Source organism: Mycobacterium sp. E183 (assembly GCF_001667735.1).
Taxonomy (GTDB): Bacteria; Actinomycetota; Actinomycetes; order Mycobacteriales; family Mycobacteriaceae; genus Mycobacterium.
Genome location: NZ_LZJN01000092.1, coordinates 16097 through 34302, shown reverse-complemented (window position 1 = coordinate 34302; position 18206 = coordinate 16097). Strand labels below are relative to the sequence as shown.

The 18206-nt window shown below is 68.1% G+C and carries 17 protein-coding genes, 1 pseudogene and 1 riboswitch; of the genes and pseudogenes, 2 read left to right on the top strand and 16 right to left on the bottom strand.

The genetic code is table 11. The features are described 5' to 3' along the window. The 12 genes and pseudogenes from A5691_RS09450 to A5691_RS09395 all read right to left on the bottom strand — a co-directional run. Positions 1 to 1307: pseudogene (locus A5691_RS09450) on the bottom strand (glycine dehydrogenase (aminomethyl-transferring)); the annotation flags it as partial. 171 nt (positions 1308 to 1478) lie between these two features. Further along, positions 1479 to 1576: riboswitch (glycine riboswitch) on the bottom strand. A 121-nt stretch (positions 1577 to 1697) separates the two neighbouring features. Continuing rightward, the gene (locus tag A5691_RS09445; RefSeq protein WP_067757112.1) at positions 1698 to 2303 is read right to left on the bottom strand and encodes a MerR family transcriptional regulator; all 606 of its coding nucleotides are present in this window, start codon (positions 2301 to 2303) and stop codon (positions 1698 to 1700) included. Positions 2304 to 2583: 280 nt separating this feature from the next. Then, complete coding sequence (locus tag A5691_RS09440; RefSeq protein WP_046184273.1) at positions 2584 to 3078, bottom strand: bifunctional nuclease family protein; 495 nt, start codon at positions 3076 to 3078, stop codon at positions 2584 to 2586. 105 nt (positions 3079 to 3183) lie between these two features. Further along, on the bottom strand, positions 3184 to 3945 hold the full coding sequence (locus A5691_RS09435) for a MerR family transcriptional regulator (protein ID WP_067757115.1): 762 nt from the start codon (positions 3943 to 3945) through the stop codon (positions 3184 to 3186). Continuing rightward, on the bottom strand, positions 3945 to 4406 hold the full coding sequence (gene garA / locus A5691_RS09430) for a glycogen accumulation regulator GarA (RefSeq protein ID WP_276038948.1): 462 nt from the start codon (positions 4404 to 4406) through the stop codon (positions 3945 to 3947). The genes A5691_RS09435 and garA overlap by 1 nt, the downstream gene beginning before the upstream one ends. A gap of 261 nt (positions 4407 to 4667) precedes the next feature. Beyond that, entirely contained in the window at positions 4668 to 5066 is a 399-nt protein-coding gene (gcvH, locus tag A5691_RS09425; RefSeq protein ID WP_067757118.1) for a glycine cleavage system protein GcvH, read from the bottom strand. Positions 5067 to 5093: 27 nt separating this feature from the next. Beyond that, positions 5094 to 5858, bottom strand: a complete 765-nt coding sequence (locus A5691_RS09420) for a DUF881 domain-containing protein (RefSeq protein ID WP_231968983.1) — start codon at positions 5856 to 5858, stop codon at positions 5094 to 5096. 141 nt (positions 5859 to 5999) lie between these two features. Continuing rightward, entirely contained in the window at positions 6000 to 6332 is a 333-nt protein-coding gene (locus A5691_RS09415) for a small basic family protein (protein ID WP_064950365.1), read from the bottom strand. A 55-nt stretch (positions 6333 to 6387) separates the two neighbouring features. Then, complete coding sequence (locus A5691_RS09410; RefSeq protein ID WP_068016005.1) at positions 6388 to 7314, bottom strand: DUF881 domain-containing protein; 927 nt, start codon at positions 7312 to 7314, stop codon at positions 6388 to 6390. Next, positions 7307 to 7927 (bottom strand): CDP-alcohol phosphatidyltransferase family protein, encoded by a 621-nt coding sequence (locus A5691_RS09405; protein WP_067757130.1) that lies wholly within the window; start codon positions 7925 to 7927, stop codon positions 7307 to 7309. Before A5691_RS09405 ends, A5691_RS09410 begins: the two co-directional genes overlap by 8 nt. Before the next feature lie 44 nt (positions 7928 to 7971). Next, positions 7972 to 10296: an accessory Sec system translocase SecA2 gene (gene secA2, locus A5691_RS09400; protein WP_068016008.1), complete on the bottom strand. Its 2325-nt coding sequence runs from the start codon at positions 10294 to 10296 to the stop codon at positions 7972 to 7974. 106 nt (positions 10297 to 10402) lie between these two features. Beyond that, complete coding sequence (locus tag A5691_RS09395; RefSeq protein ID WP_067781841.1) at positions 10403 to 12055, bottom strand: acetolactate synthase; 1653 nt, start codon at positions 12053 to 12055, stop codon at positions 10403 to 10405. A 93-nt stretch (positions 12056 to 12148) separates the two neighbouring features. Between A5691_RS09395 and A5691_RS09390 the strand changes: the two genes are divergently transcribed. After that, complete coding sequence (locus A5691_RS09390; RefSeq protein ID WP_068016011.1) at positions 12149 to 14074, top strand: ABC transporter ATP-binding protein/permease; 1926 nt, start codon at positions 12149 to 12151, stop codon at positions 14072 to 14074. A 25-nt stretch (positions 14075 to 14099) separates the two neighbouring features. On the opposite strand, the gene A5691_RS09385 is transcribed toward A5691_RS09390, so the two are convergent. From A5691_RS09385 to A5691_RS09375, 3 genes are all read right to left on the bottom strand, one after another. Then, positions 14100 to 15572: an FAD-binding protein gene (locus A5691_RS09385; RefSeq protein WP_068016014.1), complete on the bottom strand. Its 1473-nt coding sequence runs from the start codon at positions 15570 to 15572 to the stop codon at positions 14100 to 14102. Further along, complete coding sequence (locus A5691_RS09380) at positions 15569 to 16072, bottom strand: VOC family protein (RefSeq protein WP_068016017.1); 504 nt, start codon at positions 16070 to 16072, stop codon at positions 15569 to 15571. Before A5691_RS09380 ends, A5691_RS09385 begins: the two co-directional genes overlap by 4 nt. A gap of 121 nt (positions 16073 to 16193) precedes the next feature. Continuing rightward, positions 16194 to 16877: a TetR/AcrR family transcriptional regulator gene (locus A5691_RS09375; RefSeq protein ID WP_197499050.1), complete on the bottom strand. Its 684-nt coding sequence runs from the start codon at positions 16875 to 16877 to the stop codon at positions 16194 to 16196. A 112-nt stretch (positions 16878 to 16989) separates the two neighbouring features. On the opposite strand from A5691_RS09375, the gene A5691_RS09370 reads away from it, so the two are divergent. After that, complete coding sequence (locus tag A5691_RS09370; RefSeq protein WP_067757151.1) at positions 16990 to 17445, top strand: nitroreductase/quinone reductase family protein; 456 nt, start codon at positions 16990 to 16992, stop codon at positions 17443 to 17445. Between the two features lie 5 nt (positions 17446 to 17450). On the opposite strand, the gene A5691_RS09365 is transcribed toward A5691_RS09370, so the two are convergent. After that, positions 17451 to 18131: a hypothetical protein gene (locus A5691_RS09365; protein ID WP_067757154.1), complete on the bottom strand. Its 681-nt coding sequence runs from the start codon at positions 18129 to 18131 to the stop codon at positions 17451 to 17453. Positions 18132 to 18206 lie beyond the last annotated feature (75 nt).

Below are 18206 nucleotides of genomic sequence, written 5' to 3'. Positions count from 1 at the left end.
TCCCGCACCGCGGCCACGTGGGCCTCCGTGGTGGCTTCGTCGCAGGCCACCGACACGTGATCGGCGTCAACGCGCCACAGGTTGACGCCCTTCGCCTTCGCCGCGGACACCACCTCGTCGGAGCGTCCCGGAACCCGCGCCAGCACGGTGTCGAAGAAGGTGTCGTGCACCAGCGCGTCGCCGAGCGCCGCGGCGATGGCCCCGGCGTGGCCGTGCACGCGGCGGGCGATCGCGGTCAGCCCGTCGGCGCCGTGGTAGCTGGCGTACATCGCGGCCATCACGGCGAGCAGCACCTGTGCGGTGCAGATGTTGCTGGTCGCCTTGTCGCGGCGGATGTGCTGCTCGCGGGTCTGCAACGCCAGCCGGTAGGCCGGTGACCCGTCGGCGTCCAGCGAGACGCCCACCAGCCGACCCGGCAGCTGGCGGGCGTGCTTGGCGTGCACCGACAGGTATCCGGCGTGGGGGCCGCCGAATCCCATTGGCACGCCGAACCGTTGGGTCGTTCCGAACGCGACGTCGGCGCCGATGTCGCCCGGCGGGGTGATCAGCGTGCACGCCAGCAGGTCGGCGCCGATCGCGATCAGCGCGCCACGGTCGTGGGCCTGCTCCACCACGGCCGCCCAGTCGGTGATCCGGCCGCTGGCCCCGGGTAGCTGGGTGATCACGCCGAAGAAGTCACCGTCGGGAAGGCCGTCGCTCAGGTCGGCGGTGACGATCTCGATGCCCAACGGCGCAGCCCGCGTGGCCAAGACGGCCGCCGTCTGGGCGAACAGATCGGCGTCGACGGCAAGCCGGTTCGAGCTACCGCGGGTCGCGCGGTGCATCAGCGTCATGGCCTCGGCGGCGGCGGTGCCCTCGTCGAGCATCGACGCGTTGGCGACTTCCAGCCCGGTCAAATCGGCCACCATCGTCTGGAAATTCAGGAGCGCCTCCAGCCGGCCCTGGCTGATCTCCGGCTGGTACGGGGTGTAGGCGGTGTACCAGGCCGGGTTCTCCAGCACGTTGCGCAGCAGCACCGGCGGGGTGAGCGTGTCGTAGTAGCCCTGCCCGATCATCGAGACGGCCACCGTGTTGGCCTCCGCGAGCGCCCGCAGCTCGGCCAGCGCCTCGGCCTCGGTGACGGCCGGCGGCAACTCATCCAGACCCGGTGCCGCGCCGCCGCCGGTGAGCTTGTCGAGGATGCCCGCGGGGACGGCCTTGGCGGCCAGTTCGTTCAGCGAATCGACACCGATGACGGACAGCATCGTCGCGACGGCTTGGCCATCCGGGCCGATGTGCCGGGCTGCGAAGGTTGATTGGTCGGGCACTGGCGAACTCCTGGCTGTGGCATCGACAAAGGCAGAGGACAAGCGGCCCTCTCCCTCTGTCTTCACCCGTTCGCCGGGCGCCTGAGAGATTCGGCGCGAGATGCTGCCTCGCGCCTTTCCCCATCGGCGGGTGCCGACCGCCGGGGCCGGTACCGCTTTCCAGAGGCATCGTTAACCCGCGCGGTCCGGGTGCCTGAGAGGTTAGCGGAGAGGTGTTGCTCCTTCGGCGTCCGTGACTGGCCGTCACGAAACTCTCCCGCACGAGTGCGATGCGTCGTCCAGTTTACCCGGCCCGGGTCAATTCGCCGCGAGCGTGCGTGTCTGTACCGCGACACGCCGCAAAGCGTGTACGGCAGCGCACGTTCGCGCACAGGGGCGGCGCGGGTGCGGTTAACCGATCTTGCGGTCGCGGTGCTTGCGGCGCGAGGCCAGCTCGTCTTCCGGGGCGGCGATCGACTCGCCCCCGTCGGCGCGCTCCCCGGGGAAGTCGGCGATGACGCCGGTCAGCTCCCGCATGGCGCCCGACACGGCGATGCCGAACACGCCCTGCCCGCCCTGCAGGAGGTCGACGACCTCTTCGGCCGACGTGCACTCGTAAACCGTGGTGCCGTCGGAGAACAACGTGATGTTGGCCAGGTCCTGGACGCCGCGCTGACGCAGGTGATCGACGGCAACCCTGATGTTGTGCAGCGAGATTCCGGTGTCGAGAAGCCGCTTGACGATCTTGAGCACCAGGATGTCTTTGAACGAGTAGAGCCGCTGGCTGCCGGAGCCCGCCGCGCTGCGGATCGACGGCACCACCAGCGAGGTGCGCGCCCAGTAGTCCAACTGCCGGTAGGTGATTCCGGCGATCTGGCAGGCGCTGGGGCCGCGGTAGCCGACGAGCTCGTCCGGCACGGAGTCGTCGGGAAACAGTCCGGGCTGCACGGGCGCTTCCGGCGCGGCGGTCGCGTGGTCAGCTAGGTCCAGCTGTTCTTGGCGTGGCTGCTCGCTCACGGTGCTTCCTCTCGCCGATCGCGCTTTCGTTTCCAGCTGCGTACTGGCTGCGTCGCAGCCACGTTTGCTCAGGCCCGAGTGCTAGAGAGCTTACGCTGTTCGATAGCTACCGCGCCCTTAAGTCGTGATCAAAGTATGGCTGCCGCCGGGCAAAGTGAGGGCGCTATCCGCCAGGCGTGTCGACATCCCGGGGGCAAGTGAGACGGATCCGTGATGTCGGTGTCCAGGGTAGTACCCGCCGACGGGGTTCGCGAAGCCGCTGGAAGGGGCCGGAAAGGCGTTACGTGGCCTTGAAATCGTCGGGCGAGACGCTGTCGAGAAACTCCTTGAACTTCTCCACCTCGTCCTCGCGGACGGCAGTGCCGCCCTCTTCGTCGGTCTCGTCGGGGATGAGCAGACCGGCCTGGGCCAGCACGGCCTCCTCGACGTAGATCGGGACGCCGACGCGCAGCGCTATCGCGACCGAATCCGAGGGCCGCGCCGACACCGTGATGTTGCGGTCGAAGACCAGGTCGGCGTAGAAGGTGCCCTCCTGAAGGTCGACGATCCGCACCTCTTTCAGCGAATGGCCAAGCGCGGCAATGACATCCCTGATCAGATCGTGCGTCAGCGGACGCGGCGGCTCGACGCCCTGCTGCTCGAGGGCGATGGCGGCAGCCTCCGATTGGCCAATCCAGATCGGCAGGTATCGGTCGCCGTCGGTTTCGCGCAGTAACAGGACCGGCTGGTTCTGCGGCTGCTCAACGCGAATGCCGACAACACGAACTTCACCCATTTGTGTCTGCCCTCCGCATATGCTGCCGTGTCGGTTCTTGGCGCAACGGCGACGCCGAATTTCCGCTGAGCCGCTGAAAACCAAGCTATCGACGAAGTCTAGTCCTCAGCGATGCAGAACGTCGCGAACGGCGGATTTGATCAGCGACGTGTGCAACGTGATGGCGAGGGCCGCCACCTCGCGCGCCAGGTCGTCGGCGCGGTCCCGCGCTCCGGTCTTGCCGGCTTTGACTATCGGCCCGGCGATTTGGGCGATCAGGTCCGACTGCCGGTCCGCCGCCGAGCGAAACGCCCGCAGGTGTCGCGGCTCGACACCGTATTCCGACAGCGCCCGCGCGCATTGCAGGATCACGACGGCGTGTTCGTCGAAGAAGCCGCCCGGGCCGGTGGTGATAACCCCCGCCTTGAGCAGCGCCGTCAACAGGTCCTCACCCACCCCCGAACGCTCCAGCAGGTCTTCCCGGCTCAACCGGATGCTCGATGGCGCGACCGCGGCGGTGTCCGATCCGGCCCCGGTGTCCGGCTCGGCGGCGGTCTCCCCGACGCCCGCCACGGACACCAGACGTGGGGCGGCGTAGGGCGAGCCGAAGGGCGGCAGCTCGCCATCGGGCTGCGCGTCCAATTGCGCCCGGATGACCTTGAGCGGCAGGTAATGATCGCGCTGCGCGGTGAGGATGAACCGCAGCCGGGCGCAGTCGTAAGCGGTGAATCTCCGATAGCCCGACGCGGCGCGCTGTGGCGTCACCAGTCCTTCGGCCTCCAAGAAGCGAATCTTGGAGATCGTGACATCGGGAAAGTCCGGCCTCAACAGTTCCAGGACCGCCCCAATCGACATCCCGGCCAGTGCCGGGCTATCGGGTGCGCTCACTAGCCTCCGGATCCTCCGTCCTCACCCTGCTTGGGCCCGGTCAAAAACACCAAGCGGAACTTGCCGATCTGCACCTCGTCGCCGTTGGCGAGCACCGCCGAGTCGACGGGCTCCCGGTTGACGTAGGTGCCATTCAGGCTACCGACATCCACCACGTTGAATTCGTTGTTTTCCAACCTGAATTCGGCGTGTCGGCGGCTGACGGTGACGTCGTCGAGGAAGATGTCGCTGTCGGGATGCCGACCGGCGGACGTGATGGGCTGATCGAGCAGGAAGCGTGACCCGGCGTTCGGTCCCCGTTTGACGACCAGCAGCGCCGAACCGGCCGGCAGGCCCTCCACCCCGGAAACCGCGCTCTCGGTGCCCGCCTGCGCGGGCGCATCGAGTTCGTTGAGGAAGTCGGCGCGGAAGACCGAAGTCGTCTCCACCGTGACTTCGTCAGAGGTCTGGTCGTTGTCCATGTCCGTCACGCGCTGCTCCTCACTGGCCGCTGTGGCGTTGTCTGACCGGGCCGCTCGGCCGGCTGCTCACTGGGTTTACTGGCCCGGCACTGCCGATTGCTAAGACTGCTGCCTTCAAGTGTCGATCTGTCGACGGTACCGCGCATAGGTCCGCAATGTGCCCCCCACCCGACGATCGGCAGACCGTTTGTCCGCCTTTCCCCGCCGCCCTTGCGCGCCGCTCTCGGCGCCGCGCGGGGCTGGCAGGCAGATTAGCAATCGTCATTCGGTCAGTGTTCCGCGGTAGGCCTCGGCGTCAAGCAGCGACGAGATGGACGACTCCAGGGCGGCTACGTCGGACACCTGGACATCCACGAGCCACCCGGCCCCGTAGGGGTCGGAGTTGACCAGCTGCGGACTGCCTTCCAGATCGGCGTTGACCGCGGAGACCGTGCCCGACACCGGCGCGTACAGATCCGACACCGATTTGGTCGACTCGACCTCGCCGAAGGATTCACCCGCGGTCACCTCGGTGCCGACGTCGGGCAGCTGAACGAAGACGACATCGCCCAGCGCCGACTGCGCGAAGTCGGTGATCCCGACCCGCACGACGTCGTCACCGCTTCGGCGAACCCATTCGTGTTCGGCGGTGTAGTGCAGATCGGGCGGGATATCGCTCACGAGTAATCCTGTTCTGTGCGGATGCGCTCACTTGACGGGCTGAGCGTATTGGTGCGGTTTTGGTTGTCGCAAGGTGGTCACGTCCACTCGGTCGGCCTGCCGCACGGACATCCGCGCGCCCACGCGCTTGATGCTGTCCTCGGCGCCGCCCGGAATGTTCATCGCCGCGGCCAGGGTGGGCGGATCGCCAATGGCCAGAATCGAATACGGGGGCGACAGCGTCTTGGTGTCGACGGTCAGCGACCCGGGCATGCCCACCACCCAGGTATCGACACCCACGCGCACGGACTGGTGTCCATCGTTGATCTCGATCGCCTCGGCGCCGGCGGCGCGCAGTTCGTTGATCACGTCGAGCATCACCTCCGGCGACACGCCGGGCCCGGGGTCGTCGATGGTGACCGTGACGCCTGGCCCGGTGGCGCCCACCGCGCCGACCAAGATGGACAGGGCGGCCAGCTTGGCCTGCGCGGCCTGTATCGCGGCCTGGTCGTTGTTGCCCGACGCCTGCAGCGAATTCAGCGTGTTCTGCAATTCATTCACTTCGGCGTTGAGGGTGGCCTCGCGCTGCCGCAAGGAATCCAAGAGCACCAACAAGTCTGCGGGACGCGCCGTTTCCAGCGAATCACCCGACTCGTTCTGGCGGACCTGCGTGACGATGGCGATGCCCAGCAGCAGACACAACAGCACCGCCAACGTCCCGAAAGCCAGCCGGGAACGGCCGCCGCGGACCAGCCCCGACAGTCCGGTGCGGCGCACCGGGCCGATCTCCGGGCGCGGGCGCTTGGACGGCAATTCGTGCCGGCCGTGCGGCGCGCGGCCTTCCGCTTCACCCGTTTCCGCGGCGCCGCCGGGCGGTTCCTCGCTCACGCCGGCCCCACCTTGGCCATGGCACCGCTTCCCTTCGCTTCGCTCCGCATCGTCACCGGCCGCCCGTCACGCCCCGAACAGCCGGCGGCGCAGCGCGGCGGCATTGCCGAAGATGCGGATGCCCAACACCACGATGATCGCCGTGGACAACTGCGTGCCCACGCCCAATTGGTCTCCGACATAGACGATCAGCGCGGCCACGAAAACGTTGAACACGAACGAGACCACGAAGACCTTCGGGTCGAAGATCCGTTCCAGGTAGGCGCGCAGGCCGCCGAACACGGCGTCGAGCGCCGCCACCACCGCGATCGGCAGGTACGGCTGGACCACCTCGGGCACCGCGGGGTGGAACACCAGGCCCAGCACGATGCCGATCGCCAGCGCCGCGATGCCGATCATGCGCGCTTGCCGTTCCGTGACTCGCACAGGCGAAGATGTCTGCCGAGGACTTTTCTCACTGTGGCCCAATCTGTTTGGCGAACTTGGTATCCCGGATCGATCCGGCGGGAAGTGTCAGCCCGTCGGCGGCGTCCACGGTGACGACGACACCGTAGGAGACCTCGAGGAGCTTGAGGCGCTGCCGGCCCGAGCTCTGGTCGAAGACGTCCCGCATCGCGCGGGGCGGGCCCACCGCGAGAATCGTGTACGGGCTGCTGGTGGGGTTGTTGTCGACCAGGATCGCCCCACCGGCTTGCCGGATGGTCACATTCGGCCCGATGCGGACGCCGCCGACCGAGATCGCCTCGGCCCCGCTCGCCCACAACGAGTTGACGACCAGCTGCAGGTCCCGGTCCAGGATGATCTGCCTGCTGCCGCTGACCCGCTGCTTGGAGACGTCGGAAAGGTTGGGGCCGGCACCGGGATCGGTCACGGTCACCTTCAAGCCGGGCCCGATGACGGGCCGGCTCGCCGCCGCCAGGCCGAGCGCATCGAGACGGGCCAATAGCCGCTGTCCTTCGGCGTCGTCGGCCAGCGCGCGCCGCTGCACGTCGTCGACTCGAGCGGACAGCTCGCTGCGCCGTTGGGCGAGTTTTGCCGCGGTGCTCTCCGTCGAACGCACGTTGCCCAGCAAGAGCTGCTGCGCGGAGCGCACACCGGGGGCGACCGAGCGCGCCTGCGCGACGGCGGCGGCGAAGACGGTGGCGATCAGCAGCGCCGCCAACGCCTGCCAGAGCCAGCCCAAGGCGCGTTCACGCCCGCCCTCGCGGGTCGAAGCGCCGCGACGCTTCTCCGCGGCCGCGGCGTAGCCGGGATCGAGGTGCTCGGAAAGCAGGGCGCGCAGGAGCGAAGGCACCGGGATCAGCTTCGGCCGCGACGCCACGTGTGCGCTGCGGCCGGCGTTGGGGTCGTAGCCGCCCAGCAGGCGGTCCGGGTCAGCCACGATCGACCGCCTCGGGCAGGTGCGCGCCGTGTTTGAGCCGGGGCATTCGGCGGATGACCAGCGTCATCTGCACCACATACAGCGCGAACGCCCACAGATAGCCATACATGCCCCAGATCAGGAAGGCCCAGCCGCAGGCCCCGACCACCCGGCTCCACAGGGCATCCCACGTGCCGAGCAGGACCAGCGGAAAGCCCGACATCAACGCGAACGTGGCGGCCTTGCCGATGTAGGTCACCGGCAGCGCGGACAAGCCGCGGCTCCACAGCAGCGGCAGCGTCGCAGCCAGCAGCCCGTCGCGCGCCAGCAGGATGCCGACGAACCACCACGGCACGATCCCGCTCAGCGCCATCACGACGGGCACGCAGATCATGTAGAGGCGGTCGACCGCCGGATCCAGCAGGACGCCGAGCCGCGAGGACTGGTTGAGCAGTCGGGCGATCTTGCCGTCGGCCCAGTCGGACGCGCCGCTGAACATCAGGATCCCGACCGCCCAACCGTTGGCGTGGGCGAACAGCAGGGCGTAGACGAACACCCCGATGAGCACCAGGCGGATCGCGCTCAACGCGTTGGGCACCGTCAGCACCCGGTCGGATGGAAGCGCCGGCTCCATAAGCCGTGACCTTAACGCGGCCATATTGCGGTCCGTTAAACGGCTTAGCGGAAGACCCCGGGCAGGCTGAGCGTCGACAGCGTGTCGTCCGACAGCGGATTGTCGTTGACCATGTAAGTCCACGTCGAGGTGGGCCGGGCCAGCTTGGACAGATCCAGGCCCTGCTCCTCTTCGAGGACGTTGGCCGTCTCGAACGTCTGCTGCGCGGCCTCGATGGCGTCGGCGGCCAGCGACGCGAACGCATCGACCGCAAGCCGGTGGAACTCGTCCAACGGGTTCTGCCGGCCCAGCGCGCGCAGGTGGATGCTTTCGCGGATGTCCGCCAGGTACGCCAGGTGATCGGCCCACCCGCGGTCGAGGTGGTAGAGCATGATCTGCCGGCAGATCTTCTCCAGACGGTCTTCGGCGATGTCCTTGGACAGCGCCTTGTACCGCTTGGGCGCCAGTTCGGCGAGCTCCTCACGCGCGGTTACGGTGCGCAGCAACGTGTTCCGGCGATCGACGATGATGGCGCGCTGCTGGGCGATCAGCTGGTTGTAGCGCCAGGTATTGGCGTGCACGTCCAGCATCCGGCCCTCGGCGACGCGCTGGGCGTGGTCGAGCAGCCCGGCCGCTTTGGGGCTGACGATCCGGCCGTCGTCGTCGGTTTCCATCGGCAGCTTGTTGTGGTCGAGGTTGGCCGCGACCACATCGTCTTCCCAGCTCGAGAAGAACACCGACGAGCCGGGGTCGCCCTGGCGGCCGGCGCGCCCGCGCAGCTGGTTGTCCAGCCGCTCGGTGTGATGCCGTCCGGTGCCCACCACGTGCAGGCCGCCGAGCTCGGCTACCCGGTCGTGGTCGGCCTCGTCGGACCCACCGAGCCGAATGTCGGTGCCGCGCCCGGCCATCTGCGTCGAGACGGTGACCACCCCGAACTTGCCGGCCTCGGCGATGACCTCCGCCTCCTCGGCGTCGTTCTTCGCGTTGAGCACCACCGCGGGCACACCGCGGCGCAACAGCCGCTCGTGCAGCTCCTCCGACTCGGCCACGTCGCGGGTCCCGACCAGCACCGGCTGCCCGGTCTCGTGCACCTCGACGATGTGCTCGACGATCCCGTCGTTCTTGGCGGCGGCGGTGATGTAGACGCGGTCGGACTCGTCCTCGCGAATGTTGGGCTCATTCGGCGGAATCGGTGACACGCCGAGCTTGTAGAACTGGCGCAGCTGCTCCCCGGCGGCCAGCGCGGTGCCCGTCATTCCGCACACCGTCTCGTAGCGGTTGATCAATGCCTGGACCGTGATCGTGTCGAGCACTTCCCCGGTTTCGGTGGTCTCGATCCCCTCCTTCGCCTCGACGGCCGCCTGCAGGCCGTCGGGCCAGCGCTGCAGTTGCGCGATGCGGCCGCGGGCGGCGTTGATCAGGTGCACCGCGTCGTCCCGGACGATGTAGTGCACGTCGCGCTGCAGCAGCACGTGCGCGTGCAGCGCGACGTTGACCTCGGTCAGGGTCGTGCCGACGTGCTCCTCGGAGTAGAGGTCGATGCCGCCGAGCGCCTTCTCCACCTTGCGCGCCCCGACGTCGGTCAGATGGACGTTGCGGCTGTCGGAGTCGGTGTCGTAATCCGTTTCCGGGGACAGTTCGCCGACCAGCTTGATGATCTCCAGCCGCGGCGTCTCCCGGTGTGTGGTGCCCGCCAGCACCAGCGGCACCAGGGCCTCGTCGACGAGCACCGAGTCGGCCTCGTCGATCAGGGCCACGTCGGGGTTGGGCGACACCAGGTCGTCGACGTCGACCACGAGCTGGTCGCGCAGCACGTCGAAACCGATCTCGTTGACCGAGGCGTAGGTGACGTCGCAGCCATAGGCGGCGCGACGCTCCTCGCTGGTCGACTCGGCGGTGATCCAGCCGACCGTCAGCCCCATCGCCTCGAGCAGGGGGCCCATCCACTCCGCGTCGCGGCGGGCGAGGTAGTCGTTGATCGTCACCACGTGCACGTGCCGCCCGGCGAGGGCGTAGCCGGCCGCCGCGATCGCCCCGGAGAGCGTCTTGCCCTCACCGGTGGCCATTTCGATGACGTCGCCGGCGAGCATTCGCAGCGCACCGAGCAGCTGCACGTCGAACGGGCGCAGCGTGGTCGCCCGTTCGGCCGCCTCCCTGGCGATCGCCAGGAATTGCGGGATGTCCTCAGACTCGGCGAGGTCGTCTAGCTTGAGCAGCTTGGCGGCCTTCCGCAGCTGCTCGTCGGTGAGCCCGGCGGCCTCCTCGTCGTATTCGGACGAGTCGGTGACCTGGGAAAGGGAGCGGTTGCGGTTCTTCTCGGTGCTGGCGCCGAGCAGTCGCCAAAATCGGCTGCTCAGGCGGCCGGGTTGCGCGCGGGTGGTCTTTGGCACAGGTCAACGGTACGCGAGCCGCCCGCCGGCGCGACCGTGCGTGTCTGCCCGGCGACACGCCGCAGACGGTGGCATTTTCAGCACCTTCGCGGCCCCGCCCGGCACGTCAAGCGAGGTTGGATCGGCGTGGGTAGGCGACGCCGGGGTCGGTGAGCACGTTGACCACCGACGGCAGGCCGCTGGCGAAGGCGCGTTCCAGCGCGGGCCGCAGCTCCGCCGGCGCGGAGACCAGCTCGCCGTGGCCGCCCAGGGCGCGCACCACCTCGTCGTAGCGGGTGCCCGGCCGCAGTTCCGCCACCACCGAATAGCCGTACAGCGCCTCCATCGGATGTTTCTCCAACGCCCAGATCCCGTTGTTGCCGACCACCGAGACCACGGGCACGTTGTGCCGGACCAGGGTGTCCCATTCCATGCCGCTGAACCCGAAGGCGCCGTCGCCCTGCAGCAGGACGACCTGACGGTCCGGCCGGGCCAGCTTGGCGGCCAGCGCGTAACCGGGGCCCGAGCCGAGGCAGCCGAAGGGGCCGCTGTCCAGCCAGCAGCCCGGCTGATAGCTGTCGATCACCCGGCCGGCGTAGGACCCGAAGTCGCCGGCGTCGATGACGACGATGGCGTCGCGGTCCAGCATCGGCGCCAGCTCCGCGTACACCCGCATGGGATGCAGCGGCACGCGCTCGTCGGCCAGATCGGCCTTTTCCTTTCCGCGCGCGGCGGTCTCGGCGGTGCGCAGTTCGTCGATCCAGTCGCGGTGGTCGGTCCCGCCCCCGGACGCGAGGGCCGCGAGTATGGACAACAGGTCGCCGTAGAGCTCGGCTTCGACCGGGCGCGGATGCCTGCGTTCGGGTTCGGCGCGGTCCACCACGATGAGCCGGGTCTGCGGCCCGAACACCCCGCCGAAGCCCAGCCGGAAATCCATCGGCACCCCGACGATCAGCGCAACATCGGCCTCGCCCAACGCTTTTCCTCGCACCCGAGAGAACGCCAACGGGTGATCGGCGGGCACCGCGCCGCGGGCCATCCCGTTCATCAGGACCGGGATCTGGAGTTCCTCGGCGAGGCGCAGCAGGGCGGCCTCCCCGTGCCCCCACCAGACGTTGGTGCCGGCCATGATGACCGGCCGCCGGGCCGCCGACAGCAGGCTCGCGGCGCGGCCCAGGGCGGCGCCGTCCAGGTCGTCCACGCCGGGACCCGGCGGCAGGTCGGTGAGGGCACCGGGACGCCCGTGATCCTCGGACATGGAAAACACGTGGTCCATGGGGAAGTCGACGAAGCCGACCCCCGAGGGTGCGCCGACCGCCGCCCGCAACGCCTCGTCGACGAGCCGGCCGGCGTCCTCGGCGGACTGCGCCGTCGCGGCGAAGCGGGCCAGCGGCGCCACGAACGGCACGTGGTCGATCTCCTGCAGCGAACCCATGCCCCACCGCCCGGCCGGTGCCCGGCCGCCCAGCACGACGAGCGGCGACTGGTTCTGCTGTGCGGCCGCCATCGCGCTCATCCCGTTGGTGACGCCCGGTCCCGCCGTGAGTGCGGCGACGCCGGGCACCCGCGTCACTTTCGACCATCCTTCGGCGGCGAAGGCCGCGGTCTGCTCGTGGCGGGTATCGATCAGCCGGATCCCCTCCTCGCGGCAGCCGTCGTAGACCGAGAACAGGTGGCCGCCGGACAACGTGAAGAGGGTGTCTACACCGCTGGCCCGCAGGCGCCGCGCGATGAGCCGGCCGGCGTGCAATGTTTGGGTGGGAATGGCGTCGGTGCTCATAACCGCAGCCTATCCAGATCCTTCGGGTACCTTCGCCGGAGGATTTGAAGTGCCAGCCGAGTCCACCAGCGCGACCGTGAGGAGACAGCGACCATGGGTCCAAAGCCGTTCAAGCCCTCGATCAACTGGTCGGCGGCGGCCGTGGATTCCCTGCGGTGGGTCGCCATCGCCTGGCTGATCAGCGCCGTCTGCCTGTTCGTCGCGCTGGTGCTGTTCAGATATCTCACCCCGTGGGGGCGGCAGTTCTGGCGGATCACGCGCGGGTACTTCGTCGGGGCGCGCAGCATCGGCGTGTGGCTGATGCTCGGCGTGCTGTTGCTGTCGGTGCTGCTCTCGGTCCGGCTGACGGTGTTGCTCAGCTACCAGGGCAACGACCTGTACACGGCGGTGCAGAAGGCGGTCCAGGGCATAGCGGCCGACGACGACGCGGTCAAACAGTCCGGCATTCATGGCTTCTGGATGTCCATCGCGATCTTCAGCGTGCTGGCCACCCTGTACGTCATCCGGTTCATGATCGACATCTACCTGACCCAGCGGTTCATCATCGCCTGGCGCATATGGCTGACGTCGCATCTCACCGACGACTGGCTTGACGGCCGGGCCTATTACCGGGACCTGTTCATCGACAACACGATCGACAACCCCGACCAGCGCATCCAGCAGGACATCGACATCTTCACCGCGAACGCGGGCGGCACCCCGAACATCCCGTCCAACGGGACCGGCAGCACCTTGCTGTTCGGGGCCGTCAACGCGGTCGCCTCGGTGATCTCCTTCGCCGCGATCCTGTGGAACCTGTCGGGAAACCTCAACGTGTTCGGCGTCGAGTTTCCGCGCGCGATGTTCTGGACGGTCCTGGTCTACGTGTTCATCGCCACGCTGGTCGCGGTGTGGCTGGGGCATCCGCTGATCCGGCTGAGCTTCAACAACGAGAAACTGAACGCCGCGTTCCGCTATGCCTTGGTGCGACTGCGCGACGCCGCCGAGGCCGTGGGCTTCTACCGCGGTGAGCGCGTCGAGCGGACGCAACTGTGGCGGCGGTTCACGCCGATCATCGACAACTACCGCAAGTTCGTGCGCCGGACCATCATCTTCAACGGGTGGAACTGGTCGGTGTCCCAGGCGATCGTCCCGCTGCCGTGGGTGATTCAGGCGCCGCGGCTGTTCGCGGGGCAGATCGACTTCGGCGACGTCGGCCAGAGCGCGACCGCCTTTGGCAACATTCACGATTCACTGTCCTTCTTCCGCAACAACTACGACGCCTTCGCCGCCTTCCGGGCGGCCATCATCCGGTTGCACGGCCTGGTCGACGCCAACAGTCAGGGCCGCGCGCTGCCGACCATGCTGGTCAAGCCGAGCGAGGAGACGGCCGTCGAGCTGCGCGACGTCGAGGTGCGCACGCCGGGCGGCGACCGGCTGATCGATCCGCTGGATGTTCAACTGGCCGAAGGTGACTCGCTGGTGATCACCGGACGCTCCGGCGCGGGCAAGACCACGCTACTGCGCAGCCTGGCCGAGTTGTGGCCGTATGCGTCCGGGACCCTGTGCCGTCCCGACGGCGAGAACGCGACGATGTTCCTCTCGCAATTGCCCTACGTGCCGCTGGGCAGCTTGCGCACCGTCGTGTGCTATCCGAACTCGCCGGACGGAGTTTCCGATGACGAATTGCAGGAGGTGCTCACCAAAGTCGCGCTGGCCCCCCTGCTCGACCGGCTCGACGAGGAGCGCGATTGGGCCAAGGTGCTCTCCCCCGGCGAACAGCAGCGGGTCGCTTTCGCGCGGATCCTGCTGACCAAACCGAAGGCCGTCTTCCTGGACGAGGCCACCTCCGCGCTCGACGAGGGCCTGGAATTCGCGCTCTATCAATTGGTTCGGACCGAGCTCCCGGACTGCGTCGTGGTCAGCGTCAGTCATCGGCCCACCGTCGAGCAGCATCACGAACAACAGCTGCAATTGCTCGGCGGCGGCCCCTGGCGGTTGGGCCCCGTGGAGGAGAAGAAGGAGCCCGCGGGCGTCTAACGCCTTCGCGCTCCGGCGCGGTGTCTTAACGCTCCTGCGCGCTCCCGGCGCCGTGCGCCGCGTGCGCTCCGGCGCGGCGCCCGAAGAACGAGCCCTCCCCCAGTTGGGTGCCGCTCGCGTAGCCCTTGCCGTCCTGGGCGATGTTGGAGGCGCAGGCGCCGGCCGCATACAAGCCGGGCACGACGGTGCCGTCTTCGCGCAGCACCTCGCCGTCGACGGACGTGGCCAGACCACCGATCGTGAAACCGGCATACATCGCCTTGCCCAGTGACATGTCGAACGCGCCCCAGGGGCCTTGATCCTGCGCCGCAAGGAATTCGGGCTGCTTGTGAAAGTCGGGGTCCTCGCCGCGGGCGGCGTTGGCGTTGTAGCGGTCGAGCGTTGCCACCAGGTTGCCCTCCGGAATGCCAAGCGCCGCTTCCATTTCCGGGACGGTTTCCCAGCCGTCGATCAGCGGAACCAGCGGCATCTTCGGGTGCTCCAGGTGCGCCTCGTCGACGATGAGGAACGCCGCGCTGTCGGGCTGGTCCATGATGAACCCGGAAGTCCGCGAATGGTAGGAATCTTCGGCGACGAAACGCTGGCCGAGCTTGTTGACGATGATGCCGGTCAACAGGATCGACGGCGGGTAGGGCGGCGCCGTGATGAAGATCTGGTCCATGTGTTCGGTTGCGCCGCCTGCCGAAACGCCCAGCCGGATGCCGAGGCCGTCGTCGTAGGTATTGCCCAGCACGAACGGCTTCTCGGCCAGCTTCGGAGTGTACTTGGCAACCATCTCGGGGTTCATCACGAATCCCCCGGCGGCAATGATCACCGACTTTGCTTTGATCGCACCGGTTTCGGCGAAGTGCTTCCACATGACACCGCTCACGGAACCCGAACCGTCCAGGATGAGCTCGGTGGCTCCGGTCTCGTACCGGATCTGGACGCCCAGGCTGGCGGCGCGCTTCAGCAGCAGATCGATGACCATGCTGGCGCCCCCGGTGTCACCGGGCACTGGCACCTTGTGCCCGCGCGGCGCGGGCACGGCCTGCTCCAGGAAGGGCCACACCTTCTCGTTGCCGGTGAACATCAGACCCTCGGTGTTGGGCTGGATGACAGCCTTGCCCGGGAAGTAGCTGCGCTCGAATTGAAAGCCTAAGTCTTCCAACCAATCGAAATGTTCGACGCTGCCCTCGCAGTAGGCCCGGATCTTCTCGTGGTCCGGCTGCCGGGACACGGCGACCAGGTACTTGTACATCTCCTCGGGCGAATCGGGGTGGCCGGTCGCCCACTGGACCGCCGTGCCCCCACCGAGGTAAAAGTGGCCGCCCGCAAGCGAAGTCGTGCCGCCCGCCACGGCGGCGCGCTCGAGCACCAGCACTCGCGCCCCGGCGGCCGCGGCGCTGACGGCGGCGCAGCCGCCCGCGATTCCGAAGCCGACCACCACGACGTCAACGTCATCCGACCACGATGTGACGTCGTCCGCGTTGACCGTTGCCGGAATCTCGGTGCTCATTGGCGCTGCTCCTGTTTGATGTAGTCGTAAAACGCCCTCATTTCGGGCGCTATGTACGCGATCTCCACGAACGGGACTGCCGCCTGGGGCGCCGACACATAGGCGAACTGAATGCCGCCGGGCATCACGCCCTGCTGCACCACCGGGGCCCCGAACTCCACCGCCTCGGCCAATGTTGCGTCGAATTGCTGCGGGCTTTCGACCTCTATGCAGATGTGGTGCAGACCCGGCGCGGATTCGCGCAGAAAGTCACTATAGATGTTCTCCCCGCTGACCGGCTGAATCAGCTCCAGCTGCATGTCACCGAGATAGCTCAACGAGATGCTGGCGACGAAATCGGCCGGCTTGCCGAGGTAACTGCAGGTGTCCGGAGCAAAGTGCACCTCGGGTATCCGCACCCACTTGCGCACACCTAACAGGCCGGTGAGGGCGGTTTCGGTGGCATCCAGGTCGGTGGTAACCCAGGCGATCTGCGTCGGCGATTGAACGGGAAGGGTCATCGTCTCGCAGGATAGTCCAGTGCCTCGGCCGCCAGAAAGGGCCGCGAAAACTTTGCCGTCGCGGGCCGGCGCGCCGCTGTGAAAGCCGGGTGAACATGTTCTAATTCGCCCGGCCGACCCGTCAGTGCCGGGCCAGCACGTCCACCAGCAGCCCAAGCTGCGCGTCGAATACCGCCTCGGGGTCGGTCAGGGTGTCACTGCCGTATTGCCCGAACACCTCGAGGCTGATTGCTCCCAGCACCCCGGCCCACAGCAGAAAGCACTTGGCGACCACCTGGTCGTCGCCGGGAAAACCGAACTCGTGGCGAATCCGTTCGAAGTCCGACGACATCGGTTGTGGGGCAACGACATCGGTCAGCCTGATGTCCCCGGTGGCGATCCCGGATGCAACGGCGTCGAAGAAGGCCGCCACCACCCGGGTTCCCGCGACCACCGTGCGCTCTGGCGGGGCGTGGTAGCCGGGCACCGGACTGCCGTACAGCAGGGCCCAGCGGGAGGGGTGCGCGACGGCCCATCGCCGGGTCGCGCGGGCGATCGCGATGACATCGTCGCTCCAGAGCTCGCCGACCGTCTCGCGTGCGCGGTCCACGGCGTCGGCCAGATCCGAGTAGGCGTCGACCAGCAGCAACGTCAGCAACTCGTCGCGGCTGGACACGTACCGGTACACGGCCGACGACACCATGCCGAGGTCGCGGGCGATCGCGCGCACGGACAATCCGGCCGCCCCACGATCCACCAGCTGCCGGCGACCCAGCTCGATGATGCGCGCCTCGGTCTGCTCCCGGGTGTCCTGGCGTTTGCCCACGGGGCCAGTCTGGCACAACCGAGATCACCGCTCTTGCTTTCCGGCCAGGACTGTGGCAGTGTCGCGGGCAAAGAGAGCAGTGCTCTCGTTAGATTGCGAGAGAGGACGTGACATGTCCACGCGATACGAAGAACCGAACGGGGCCGCACGCGCCGCCAACGCGGTGATCCGCTGGCTCGCCGAGATGGGTGTCAGCATCGCCGGGACGCGTGCGCTGCGCGTCCGCGGGCGCAAGAGCGGTAAACCGCGTGCGGTGGTCATCAACGTGCTGACCGTCGACGGCGTGGACTACCTGGTCTCACCCCGCGGCAACACCCAGTGGGCCCGCAACGTGCGGGCCGCGGGGGTCGTCGAGACGGGCCCCCGCTGGCGCCGGCGGCGCGCTCGAGTCAGCGAAGTCGCCGACGCGGCCAAACCGGAGCTGCTGCGACGCTACCTCGACCGCTGGTATTGGCAGGTGAAGGACTACGTCGCCGGGCTGACCCCGGACAGCACCGACGAGCAATTCCGCGCGGTCGCGCCCACCATCCCGGTGTTCGCCCTCGCGGCGGCCGACGCGACCCGCTGAAGCGCCTACCGAGCGCCCCGCGCCACCCCGAGATCCTCACGGACCTCTTCGGACGTCGCCCGCCACGACACCGCCGCCGGAAAGTCACCCCACACGCTGTTGAAGATCCCCACGAGCAGCCCGGGACCGGCGCTGGAAGGCAGATACACCGGGCCGCCGGAGTCGCCGTTGTGGCTCTGCACGCCGTGCGACATGGTGAACCAGCCGTTGTTCACGCTCTCCACCGTCCCGCATGTTTCGCCGGTGCTCACGCCGAAATGGCAGATCGCCTGCCCGGGTGCCAGCGCCGCCGCCGGGTTCGAAATCAGTTGACGTCCGCCAGGCAGGACGTTGTTCGCCATCACGCCGTTGTCCAGCACGATCGCCTCATAGTCGGTGATCAACTGGTCGGTCGCCACCGTCGTCCCGCTGGGAGTGTTGTCCCGGAAGGCCGCCAGCCGGCCGATGACCGCTCCGCCGCGGTCGGTGACGACCCCCTCGCCACCCCGGCAGTGCCCCGCGGTGAAGGCGATCTTCATGCCGGGGTCGACGTAGCCCAGCGTGCAGACGCGGTTGCCCTGGTGGATCTCCATGCCCGGATAGACCACAACGGGGTCCGCTTCGGCCGGCGCAAGCGGCAGCCACTGCGCGAGCGCGGCCGCGGTGACCGACGCGATGAATGCGCGCATTGCCAGGCGACGCACCATGTACTCCGATCCGTCGGGGCCAAATCTCGACCGATTTGAGATTACGGCGTGACTTTGCGTTACGCAGAAGTCTTC

Bases quoted from the DNA above. Each gene is read 5' to 3' on its own strand.
- A5691_RS09440 (WP_046184273.1), bottom strand. From the start codon at position 3,078: ATGGGTGAAGTTCGTGTTGTCGGCATTCGCGTTGAGCAGCCGCAGAAC.
- garA (WP_276038948.1), bottom strand. From the start codon at position 4,406: ATGGACAACGACCAGACCTCTGACGAAGTCACGGTGGAGACGACTTCG.
- A5691_RS09415 (WP_064950365.1), bottom strand. From the start codon at position 6,332: ATGATCGGCATCGCGGCGCTGGCGATCGGCATCGTGCTGGGCCTGGTG.
- A5691_RS09405 (WP_067757130.1), bottom strand. From the start codon at position 7,927: ATGGAGCCGGCGCTTCCATCCGACCGGGTGCTGACGGTGCCCAACGCG.
- A5691_RS09395 (WP_067781841.1), bottom strand. From the start codon at position 12,055: ATGAGCACCGACGCCATTCCCACCCAAACATTGCACGCCGGCCGGCTC.
- A5691_RS09390 (WP_068016011.1), top strand. From the start codon at position 12,149: ATGGGTCCAAAGCCGTTCAAGCCCTCGATCAACTGGTCGGCGGCGGCC.
- A5691_RS09385 (WP_068016014.1), bottom strand. From the start codon at position 15,572: ATGAGCACCGAGATTCCGGCAACGGTCAACGCGGACGACGTCACATCG.
- A5691_RS09380 (WP_068016017.1), bottom strand. From the start codon at position 16,072: ATGACCCTTCCCGTTCAATCGCCGACGCAGATCGCCTGGGTTACCACC.
- A5691_RS09370 (WP_067757151.1), top strand. From the start codon at position 16,990: ATGTCCACGCGATACGAAGAACCGAACGGGGCCGCACGCGCCGCCAAC.
- A5691_RS09365 (WP_067757154.1), bottom strand. From the start codon at position 18,131: ATGGTGCGTCGCCTGGCAATGCGCGCATTCATCGCGTCGGTCACCGCG.